The 9,819-nt window shown below is 72.3% G+C and carries 13 protein-coding genes; 4 read left to right on the top strand and 9 right to left on the bottom strand.

What is annotated here, in order from left to right; translation table 11 throughout:
• Nucleotides 1–1,106: AAA family ATPase (locus tag ACG2DA_RS19915; RefSeq protein ID WP_395258073.1), on the bottom strand; the 1,106-nt coding region annotated here is incomplete at its 3' end.
• A 240-nt stretch (nt 1,107–1,346) separates the two neighbouring features.
• Complete coding sequence (locus ACG2DA_RS19910) at nt 1,347–1,640, bottom strand: helix-turn-helix domain-containing protein (protein ID WP_395258072.1); 294 nt, start codon at nt 1,638–1,640, stop codon at nt 1,347–1,349.
• A 572-nt stretch (nt 1,641–2,212) separates the two neighbouring features.
• Between ACG2DA_RS19910 and ACG2DA_RS19905 the strand changes: the two genes are divergently transcribed.
• Nucleotides 2,213–3,040, top strand: coding sequence for a helix-turn-helix domain-containing protein (locus ACG2DA_RS19905; RefSeq protein WP_395258071.1), 828 nt, complete (start codon nt 2,213–2,215; stop codon nt 3,038–3,040).
• On the opposite strand, the gene ACG2DA_RS19900 is transcribed toward ACG2DA_RS19905, so the two are convergent.
• The 7 genes from ACG2DA_RS19900 to ACG2DA_RS19870 all read right to left on the bottom strand — a co-directional run bounded on the left by ACG2DA_RS19900 (nt 3,028) and on the right by ACG2DA_RS19870 (nt 7,083).
• Entirely contained in the window at nt 3,028–3,216 is a 189-nt protein-coding gene (locus ACG2DA_RS19900; RefSeq protein WP_395258069.1) for a hypothetical protein, read from the bottom strand. The genes ACG2DA_RS19905 and ACG2DA_RS19900 overlap by 13 nt on opposite strands.
• A 189-nt stretch (nt 3,217–3,405) precedes the next feature.
• A complete protein-coding gene (locus ACG2DA_RS19895; protein WP_395258067.1) occupies nt 3,406–4,089 on the bottom strand; it encodes a PEP-CTERM sorting domain-containing protein in 684 nt (227 codons plus the stop codon).
• 91 nt (nt 4,090–4,180) lie between these two features.
• Nucleotides 4,181–4,621: a hypothetical protein gene (locus ACG2DA_RS19890; RefSeq protein WP_395258066.1), complete on the bottom strand. Its 441-nt coding sequence runs from the start codon at nt 4,619–4,621 to the stop codon at nt 4,181–4,183.
• A complete protein-coding gene (locus tag ACG2DA_RS19885; RefSeq protein ID WP_395258064.1) occupies nt 4,618–5,202 on the bottom strand; it encodes a hypothetical protein in 585 nt (194 codons plus the stop codon). The genes ACG2DA_RS19890 and ACG2DA_RS19885 overlap by 4 nt, the downstream gene beginning before the upstream one ends.
• Nucleotides 5,199–5,651 carry a hypothetical protein gene (locus ACG2DA_RS19880; RefSeq protein WP_395258063.1) on the bottom strand — a complete coding sequence of 151 codons (453 nt, stop codon included), beginning with the start codon at nt 5,649–5,651 and terminating at the stop codon, nt 5,199–5,201. Before ACG2DA_RS19880 ends, ACG2DA_RS19885 begins: the two co-directional genes overlap by 4 nt.
• Nucleotides 5,648–6,112 carry a hypothetical protein gene (locus ACG2DA_RS19875; protein WP_395258061.1) on the bottom strand — a complete coding sequence of 155 codons (465 nt, stop codon included), beginning with the start codon at nt 6,110–6,112 and terminating at the stop codon, nt 5,648–5,650. Before ACG2DA_RS19875 ends, ACG2DA_RS19880 begins: the two co-directional genes overlap by 4 nt.
• A complete protein-coding gene (locus ACG2DA_RS19870) occupies nt 6,109–7,083 on the bottom strand; it encodes a hypothetical protein (RefSeq protein ID WP_395258060.1) in 975 nt (324 codons plus the stop codon). Before ACG2DA_RS19870 ends, ACG2DA_RS19875 begins: the two co-directional genes overlap by 4 nt.
• A gap of 37 nt (nt 7,084–7,120) precedes the next feature.
• On the opposite strand from ACG2DA_RS19870, the gene ACG2DA_RS19865 reads away from it, so the two are divergent.
• From ACG2DA_RS19865 to ACG2DA_RS19855, 3 genes are all read left to right on the top strand, one after another.
• Entirely contained in the window at nt 7,121–7,384 is a 264-nt protein-coding gene (locus ACG2DA_RS19865; RefSeq protein ID WP_395258058.1) for a hypothetical protein, read from the top strand.
• A gap of 272 nt (nt 7,385–7,656) precedes the next feature.
• Nucleotides 7,657–8,868: a sialidase family protein gene (locus ACG2DA_RS19860; RefSeq protein ID WP_395258056.1), complete on the top strand. Its 1,212-nt coding sequence runs from the start codon at nt 7,657–7,659 to the stop codon at nt 8,866–8,868.
• 336 nt (nt 8,869–9,204) lie between these two features.
• Nucleotides 9,205–9,819, top strand: a 615-nt coding sequence (locus tag ACG2DA_RS19855) for a protein kinase (RefSeq protein ID WP_395258055.1), incomplete at its 3' end; no start/stop codon positions are given.

Genomic DNA, 9,819 nt, shown 5'->3' with positions numbered 1-9,819 from the left:
GCGGGGTCGTCGGAGATCAGCCACGCCGCCCGCGCCGCGCCCACGAAGGCGAGACTGCCGGTCACGCGGCCCATCGCCCCGGCCCCCGACCCTTTATTGAGGTGGGACACCAACACTACCGCGACCCCGAACTCGGCGGCGAGCCGGCCCAGCGGTGCGAGTACGCCGCGGACCTCCGACTCCTTATGGCTGTCGGCCCGGCCGAGGTAGGCGTTGACCGGGTCGACGATCACCAGCTTCGGGTCCGGCAACTTCCGGAGCATCGTCCGCAGGCGGTCCAGGTCCGCCGCGAGGTCGAAGCCCCGCTCCTTGCCGTCCGGGCCCCGCACCGCTTCCAGGACGTGGACCCGCGACGGGTCGCCGCCGGCCGCGTCGAGCCGGGGCCGGATCGTGTCGCCCGCGTCGTCCTCGGCGTTGAGGATCACGACGTCGCCGCGGGGCGGGGCGCCGCGGCCGTCCGGCCACGGGCGGCCGACGGACGTGCGGGCGGCGAGGTCCACGGTGACGTAAGTCTTGCCCAACCCCGGCAGGCCCGCGATGAGGGTGATCTTGCCGAGGGAGATCCGCCCCTCCCACAGCCACTCGACGAAGGCGGGCGTCACGTCGGCGAGGGTGCGGACCACGAGCCCGCCCCAGTCGCCGCCGCCCTCCAACGGCGGGAACTGCGCCTTCACCGCCGCGGCGGCCTCGGTCACGAGGTCCGCGTCGTAAGCCCCCGCGTCCGGCAGCTCCCCGAGCCGCCAGCGCAGGTGCCGCTCCTGTGAGCGCCGGCGGACGATCGCCGCGTAGTCGGGGCCGCGGCCGAGGTTCGGGACGGACGCGACCACCTCGTCGAGGTAGAGCAGCCCGCCCGCGGCGGCGAGGGTCCGGGTGCGGGCCAGTTCGTCGCCGACCGTGACCAGGTCGACCGCGCGGCCGCGGGCGTGCAAGGCCCTCACGGCACTGTAGATCAGCTTATTCCGATCCGACAGGAAGTCTTTTTCGATCAACTGACACCGCGGCTCGTCGAGGCTGTCGGCGTCCTGCATGAAGGTCGCGAGGACCGCCTGCTCGGCGAGGGGGTCGTGGGGGGGCTCGTCCTGGAGCGCAGACCGGGGGCGGGACATCGGGTATCGTGGGGGTTGTCGTGAAGGGATTTCGCCGGTGAGACGGCGTGCCCGACCGCCGTCCCCGGGGGGCTCAAGCCCCGGGGGCGGTTTTGCGGTGCGGGTCGGTGAGGAAAACTCTGGAAACGAGATTCGTTCGACCGTCGGTGAAGTCGGCCGAACCTCCGAGGGGAGGGGGCCTGATGAGTAGGTCGTCCGGCCGGGTTCGCCCCGGGCCGAGCGAGACCGCTCGCCCGCCTCCTAAAAGAACTCCTTGACCGCCGGGGCGGGCTGCCGCGGCCGCGGGGGCCGCGGGGCGGGCGGCTCGCTGGTCCGACGTTCGCAGAACCGCAGCACCTCGTCCGGGTCGATCCGCCAGCGCGGCCGTTTGGCGCCGCGGCGGGCGATATCGATCGCGCGGAGCTCGCCGTCGCCGATCAGGACTCGCACGTGCGGCCCGGTCACGCCGAGTTCGGCGGCGGCGGCGTCGACGGTCAGCAGGCCGCCGCCGGGCGGCCCGGTCGCGCCGGGATCGGCGCGTTGGGTGGGGGGCATCGTTGCACCTCAGGGGGTCGGGTTGAGGGCGCGGACGGGCGGCGCGGGCCGCCCGTTGTTCCCCTCTCCCCGGCGTAGTACGCTGAGGTCGTGGGACGGCGGGGCGACCCGGCGTCTCTCGGTAAGTCCCTCGGGGGCGAGTGCCGTCGGTCAAACTGCAATCTCGCCCCCGGGGGCCGTCCGGGCCGGGGAAGGTTCGGAAAGGAGCCGCGGCACGCGGTCAGCTGCGTCGCCGTGGGCGTCGCGTCAGATCGGAGTCGGCTCGGTACTGGGCAGGTCTCTTGTGCGGGGGTACGCCTCCCGATGCGGTAGCACGTTACGATTCACAGTCGCAGTCGCGTCTGCGAGGATCCCACTAAATCCCACAGAGACGTCTGCGTCAAGCGAGTGGTACGACAACCCAACTGCCTCCACATCTCTCAGGCAGTAGAAGACGAACTATCGTCGGTCGTCAAACGCGGGCCCGGTGACCAGATATGGGCACCTCGGGTCTGATGGATTCGCAAGGCGTCCCCGAACCGTCTATCCGTAGCACGATGAGCGAATCGCTCCCGCCGCCGCCCAGCCCTGAATTGGTCGGCGAGACGTTGACCGCCCTTCTGAACGAGCACTACTCCTCGCAGTCGGAGGCGGCTCACGCGCTGGGCGTCCCCCGCGGAACGCTCGCGCGGGCGATGAAGGGCGACCAGCTTCCCGGGGCTCCGCTGCTCCAGGCACTCGCCGTGCACGGTTTTAACGTGAGTGATTTGCTCCTCGCGCGCCAGACGGCGGCCTCGCCCCGACCGAGCCGCTACCCCAATCCCCCGGACCTGTTCTCGCATCTCGATACGGATCCGGCGTCGACCGGTGCCGCATCCTCGGCTGCGGCGGGGACGACGCTCCCCCTGTTCTCGGGCTTGCTGCCGGCCGGCCCCGCCGAGGCCGCCGATCGAGCGTCCGGGGCGATCGCGGTCCACGAGCGTTGGGTCCGGTCCGGTTCGTACGCAGTCTGGACGAGAGGCGAGTTCCCCCCAGACGTGCTCCTTCCCGGCGGCCCGATCGCACTCTCCTCCGTGCCGCAACTCAACGCGGATTATCTTGTCGTCTGGACCCGGGACGTCCCGCGGTGGATATCGACGGGTTCCGCTCGTGGAACCTCCCGGAGCGGGCCGAGGAAAACGTTTCTCGCCAAGACCGTCGGGGGGTGGAAATACCTGATGCCGTCCGTCTTGCTCGACGAGGGAAACGCCCCGCTTCTTTCGCTGGCCCATGACGTGTACGCCGGCGGGGACGGCGAACCCGGCGACGCGGCCGACGCCGTCGCGAGGCCGAGGGACCCCCACGCGGACGGGCCGAGCGGACAGATCCTCCGCGTCGCCGGGTTCGTCGCGCACCTCTTCGGCAACTATCACCCGCTCTGACGAGACCTTTCTCGTTGGCGTTCCCTGATCTGGCCGGGCTCGGTTTTCTCGCCCTCCCCCGGCGGCGAGAAATCCGGGAGAACCCGCTCCCGGACGACTTCCGCGACCGCGCCTAGGCGGCTCCAGTCGATCGTCTGGCGATAGATCGCCGCCATGCTCTCGTCGGCGTGGCCCATGATCAGGTCGGCGGCGGGTTGGTCGCGGGCGGCGTCGGCGTGGGTGCGAAATGTCGACCGCAGGCAGTAGAAGCCCCGGCCCGGGGGCAGCCCCGCCGCGAGGGAGCGGGAATTCGTCCGTCCGGCGGTTTCCCCCCGTCGGATCGGCCCGGACGAAGGCCCGCGAGACGGTGCGTCCGGCGTCGCAATTCAGGCGGGGGCGGTTGCCTGACGCCTGCGGAGTCGCAGTCCGCCGGCCGCCACGGCGATCCCGACCAGCGCCCAAGCGCCCGGCTCCGGAACCGCGGCGACCGAACTGACCGTGAAACTGTCGAAGCTGAACGAGCCGGAGGAGCCCGCGGTCAGCACGACCGACTCCCCGGCGGCGACGAAATTCGAGTCCGCGAACATGGCGCTGAACTCCCCCAGCGAACCGGGGACGGCCGTCAGCGTGATCGGGGCGGCCGACCCGATTTGCAGGAACGCGGTGTCGGGCCCCTCGCTCCCGGACGTGGACGTGGACGTGAAGGCGTTGAGCGAGATCGCGTCGAAGATTACGTCCTGATCGAACGCGAGCGAGATCGCGTCGGCCTCGCCTGTTCTCGATCCGCCCGGGGACCCGGGCGCCGACGCGGCGTGCAAGAAGGTATCGCCCGTGCCGCCGGAGATGTCCACGCCGAACGTGTCGCGTCTGCCCGCGGCGAGCGCCCCCTGATTTGCCGTCACCGTGGCGGTAATCCCGCCGGCCGTGAGGTTGAGCGACAGGCCGCCGTCGAGGGCGTCGGCCCCAAGGTCGTTGAAGTCGAAGATAATGCCGGCGGGGGCGGCGGGGGCGGCGGGGGCCGCAGCGAGGATCGCGGACGCGAGCAGTCCAGCGACGAGGGGGCGGGGCATACGGGCGAGCGCCTCATGCGGCGGGATAAACGCCTGCAAATGGGAACGTATCGAGGACTCGGAAGGAGGTGCAAGGGCCCGCGACCGACGTTCAATTCCCCCGGCGGACCCACCGCCAGAGGTTGAACGCGGACCACAGCAGCGGGAGAGGGAGCAGCCACCAGAGGCTCAGCCAACCGCACCAGAGCCATTCGCCGTCGTGCCGGTCGGATGCGAAAGCGAATCCGAATCTCTCGGACGACCAATCCGTCCCGCGACCGGGACTGTCGTTGTAGCCGTCGGAGCTCCAGCCCACGGCCAATCTGATCGGGTGCGGACTAATTCTCCTGTTTTCTATGCCGGCAGCCAATCCGCCGTCTAAAGACTGGCCCCGGTAGACGCCGGGAAAATATCCAGTCCAACTGTACTCAATTGGCTCCGGCGTCAGCCCGACCAGAGCCCACAGTAGCCCGCCGCAGACGACCCACGGCAGCGCGAGGCGCCATGTCAGCGCCCACGTCCGGCGGGCGGTGGTCGGCGGCGTTTCGGTCATCCTTGGCGCCCGGGACGGAACCACCGCCAGAGGTTGAACGCGGTCCACACCAGCGGGAGGGGGAGCAGCCAGACCGGACTGACCGTGGCCAGCAGGTAGCGGTTCCCCGGATCGCCGCCGGTCCGCCAGAACGCCCCCAGCGTCACGGGCCCGCCCCCGCCGGTGAAGGTCTTCGCCGGCTCCGGCCGCCGAGCCGGGACGGCGCGCCGCCGCGGCGCCAGCGGGTCCCGGAGGCGGTCGCGGAGCCGCTCCATTTCCGGCAGGAACTGCGAGGGCGGCTTGGGTGTCAGGCTCTCCCGCAGCGGGGCGACGTTCCAGGACAGCAACAGCGGCGGGACGACGGGCGGCCCCGGCGCGGGGACGAACGCGGTCCCGGGGTGATCGAACGCGGCTTCCAAGCCCGTCTCCCGGCCCGTCTGAGGGGAGAGCGCCAGGCTCGCCCCGTCGGGGCAATAGATCGCCGGCCGCGGCGTCATCCCGACCAACGCCCAGAGCAGCCCGCCGCAGACGACCCACGGCAGGGCGAGACGCCACGCGAGCGCCCAGACCCGGCGGCCGGCGGTGTTCGGGAGTTCGGTCATCCTTCGCTCCCGCGACGGACCCACCGCCAGAGGTTGACCCCGCTCCACAGCAGCGGGAACGGCGGGAGCCACCACACGCTCACGAGTCCGACAAGATAGGTTCCCGACGGTGCCGAACCCCAAACCCAGCCAATCGCGCCGGATTCCCAGCCGCCATAGGACGGCTCGGAGGTCGGCGGCTCCCCAATCGGCGCCGGCCATTCGGACCTGGCCCGGGAATTCCACTCCGCGACGATGAGGACGGGGTGCCAGTCGGGAACGCCTTGGGTCGCCGCCTTGACAGCGAGGCCCGTGCTACGGGAGGCGTGGTCCAGGAAGGGTTGCCGATTGGGATCAGGCGTCAGCGCGACCAGAGCCCAGAGCAGCCCGCCGCAGACGACCCACGGCAGGGCGAGACGCCACGCGAGCGCCCAGACCCGGCGGCGGATGCTGGTCGACGCGTCAGTCATTGCATGCTCCCCCGCCGGACCCACCGCCAGAGGTTGAAGGCAGACCAGATCAGCGGGACCGGGAGCAGCCACCAGAGGCCGACGACGGCGGCCCAAAAGGACCCGTCGGCGCCCCGGTCGAACCACACCGCGAGTTTGAACGCGGGCCAACCGGCCACCCGATGTTTCACGCCCGAAGTTCCCCCGTCCGCAAGGAATCGCTCGAGGCCCCGCTCGTTCCAGACGACGGCCGCCGCCGCCGGGTGAAGGTCGCCGACGACGAGGGAATCGGTCGTCCACCGGGCCGAAAGGCCGCGGGTCCCCCAGTTCTCAGGGTCGCCGCCTCGGACCCATCCGGCCTTCGGATCCGGAGTCAGCGAGCACAGAGCCCACAGCAGCCCGCCGCAGACGACCCACGGCAGAGCGAGGGTGCGGACGAGTCGCCACGTCCGGCGGCCGGTGGTGGTCGGGGCGTCGGTCATGGATCGCTCCCGCGGCGGACACCTCGCCAAAGGTTGAAGCCGCTCCACAGCAGCGGGACCGGGAGCAGCCACCAGAGGCTGAGGACGAGACCCGCGGTCCGCGGGGGCGGCCCGGACGGGGGCGACCAGAGCACTCCGGCCCGGGGCCACTGGGTCAGGTCTTCGTCGATGGGCGGAGCGGCCCCCGGGCTCTTATCGAACAACCGCCGGTACTGCTCACGAACATTCCAGCAGAGGTAGACGGACAGAGGATGACCGGGCCAGCGGTCGGTCAGCAGCCTGGCCGCGAGTCCTGTCGTCTCCAATCCACGCTGGGGGCCGTACCCCGGCGTCGGGTCCGGCGTCAGCCCCACGAGCAACCCCAGCAAGCCTAAGCAGACGCCCCACGGCAGGGCGAGGGCGCCGATCAGGCGCCACGTCCGGCGGATGGGGGAGCCGGGAGACTCTGCGGTCGTCCGCCGCCCCCCCCGGACCCACCGCCACAGATTGAAGCCGGACCACAGCAGCGGGAACGGCAGCAGCCAGAGCAGGCTGACCGTGGCGAGAAGATATCGGCCCCCCGCCCCTCCGCCCGTCTTCCACAGCGCCCCCAACGCTTCCGACCCTTCGGGCTCGCTGAGGGACTCAAAGGGAGGCTGCCAACGGATTCTCGAACGAGGGTCCGCCGGGTACAACGCCTCCCGGACCCGGCCCTCATTCCAAGAAACGTGAAGTCGCCGGAGTCCGCCCAGCGTCTCCGGTTTCGGAGCGCTGACGCCATTGCGGCGCTCGAAGCCGACAGCCGGGCCGGTCAGATCAGGGCCGACGGACCGAGACGCGATGCCGTTCACGCTGAGGTAGTAGACCGACGGGTCCGGCGTGACCTCCGTGACGGTCCACAGCAGCCCCCAGCAGATCAGCCACGGCAGCGAGAGCCCCCACCACAGCGCCCAGCGCCTTTGCCGGGTGGTCGTCAATTCGTCGGTCGTCACGGCTCCGTCCGGTCGTCACAGGAAAACGCCGGCCGGAATGTACCGCGGTGAGAGTCCGACGGGGGGCGTGGTTCCTGAGACGGCGGTTCGGGAAACACGGCCCCGCCCCCCGCACGTGAGTGTCGCACGTGTCGCATCGGACCGTAGTTCGGCGGGCGACGCGGCCCCTGCCGTCGGCCCCGATCCGTCCCACGCCCGCCGGGGCGAGGGTCGCGGGGGGCGCCCTGCACGGAACCGTCCGCGGCGGCGTACAACCGAAGTCGGCCGGAAAACTCGCCGGAGAACCGACAGAGGGTCGTGAGCGGCGGGACCCTCCCAGCGCCCGCCAGGAACGTCGTTCCTCACGCGGCCGCCCCGCTGCCGCGCACGCCCGGCCGGTCTCCGCGTCCGCAGTCCGACGTCGCGCCCGTTCCCGACGACCGCCGCCGGCCGGGCGGCGCCGTCTCGTGGAGCGGTCCGAACGCCGCCCTGTTGACAGGGCCGGGCGGGGCGACGCTGATCGGCCGCCGCCGGGCGGTCGTCCCGACCCCGCCGCGGCCCGGTCCGCCCCGTCGTTCCCGTCACGCCCGCGCCGTGTCCCGCCCCGCCGCCCCGTTCGCACGCACCGCCGTCGCCCTGACTTGCGTCGCCCTCTGGGCGCCGTGCGGCGTCGGCCCGCGCCCCGCCGCGGCCCTCGCCCAGACGCCCCCGGCCCGAACGTCCGCCGAGACCGGTCCCGGCGTCGCGTGGGACCAGAGCACGCTCACGCTCGTCGCTGCCGGCGGCTACTACGGCCGGGTCGTGCAACTTCGGAGCGGCCGCTTCGTCGCCGGCTTCTCCCAGCGCGGCCGCGTCATGGCGTCCACGTCCGCCGACGCCCGCACGTGGAGCGCGCCGGTCGAGGTCGCCGCCTTCGCGCACGGCGAGGCGACCAACTCGGAGCTGCTGGAACTCGCCGACGGGCGCGTCCTGTATCTGTTCAACGAACGGGACGCGCGTCCCGGCCGCGCCGAGGGGGACGCCTCCCAGGACAACGGGATCGCCGTCGCGTTTAGCGAGGATGGCGGACGAACCTGGGGCGCGCCGCGTCGCCTCTACGGCGGCGGGCCGATGTGGGAGCCGGCCGGTCTGCAGGAGGACGACGGCGACATCCTGGTGTTCTTCGCGGACGAGAAACCCTACCCGCGGTCGCACGAGCAGCGGATCTCCGTCCTCCGCAGCCGCGACGGCGGCGCGACCTGGACGCCGCGAGCCCGGGCGGCGTCGTTCCGCGCCGGCCACCGCGACGGCATGCCGGCGCCGCTGAAAACCCGCGACGGCCGACTGCTGGCGGCGATCGAGGACAACGGCCTGCACGGCAAGTTCAAGCCGGTGATCGTGAACCTGACCGACCGGCAGGCGTGGCCGATCGGCGGGGCGAGCGACCGGCGGTGGGGGGCGCTGGCGACGCCCTTGCCGGCGCCGACGTACGCGGGGGCGCCGGATCTGGTTCAGCTCGACGGCGGCACGCTGGCGCTGTCGGCGCAGGTGGATTCCGGCGACGGGGTGCGGCGGATGGTCGTCTGGACGGCGGACGAAACCGGCCGCAATTTTGCCCGCGGCAGTTCGCCGTTCGCGATGGCCGCGCCCGACGCGGAGCAATTGTGGAACGGCCTCTACGTGCGGGACGGCGACACCCTCGGCGCCGTCGCCGGCACGACCGTCGACGGCGTCCGCGGGCTCTGGATCGTCGAAGGCCGGATCACGGCCCCCGGCGCCGCGTCGCGCGGCCGGGACCCCCTTCCCGTTTCGCCCCCCGGTCGGTAGCGTCGAGTCCGTACGGGGCGTCGCATCCGCCCGATCTCGGACCGCCGTGCCATCGGAATGTCCACCGACCGCCGTCCCCCGCACCGCGAGTCGATCGGGGCCGCCGCCCCCGACGCAGGCCGCCGCGCCCGACGGCCGGCGGACCGTCTCCGGGAAACGGCCGACGTCGCGACTCGGGCCGAGGCGGGACGGACCGCCGGCGGGGCCGGGGGGCGGACCGTGCGGCTCGGGTCCGGACGCGTCCTGAGCGAGCGCGAGACCGACTCGGTCGGCGAAACGACGGCGGCGGGTTCCGGCCCCCGGGACGACCCCGGACAGGACGACGCCACGTGGCGGATGGACGCGGACGCCCCCGCGGAGAGGCCCCGACTCGCGGAGTTCGTCCTCGAGGAGCGGTTGGGCGGCGGGGGGTTCGGCGTGGTGTTCCGGGCGTGGGACGAGCAGTTGCTCCGGCCGGTCGCGGTCAAGCTGTTCGCCCCCTCGCCGGCCGGGACGGACGGGGAGTCCGCCGTCGACGAGGCGCTCCGCGAGGCGCGGGCCGCCGCCCGGCTGAACCACCCCAACATCGTCGCCGTCATCCGGGCCGACCGGACGCCGTTGACCGATCCCCTGAGAGACTTATTGCGGCGGGAGCGTCCGTGGCAGCGGTTCGACGGCTCCGGCGACGGCGCCACGGTCGGGTACATCGTTTCCGAGTTCGCCTCCGGCGGAACGCTCCGGGATCGTTTCCGCAAGCGGCACGGGCCGCGGGACGACGAGGGAGGGACGGACCGCGACGCCGCCGTCGAACGCCCGGAGGAGGAGGTCCGTTTTCTGCTCCCGGTGGTCGAGGCCGTCGGACGCGCCCACGCGGCCGGCGTCGTGCATCGGGACATCAAACCCGGCAACGTCGTCCTGACCGGCGAGGGGGTCCCCAAACTGACGGACTTCGGGCTGTCCCGGTCGGCCTTC

Source organism: Alienimonas sp. DA493 (assembly GCF_043951915.1).
Lineage (GTDB): Bacteria > Planctomycetota > Planctomycetia > Planctomycetales > Planctomycetaceae > Alienimonas.
Note: the sequence above shows the minus strand (reverse complement) of the source record. Positions and strands in the feature narration are given on the sequence as shown.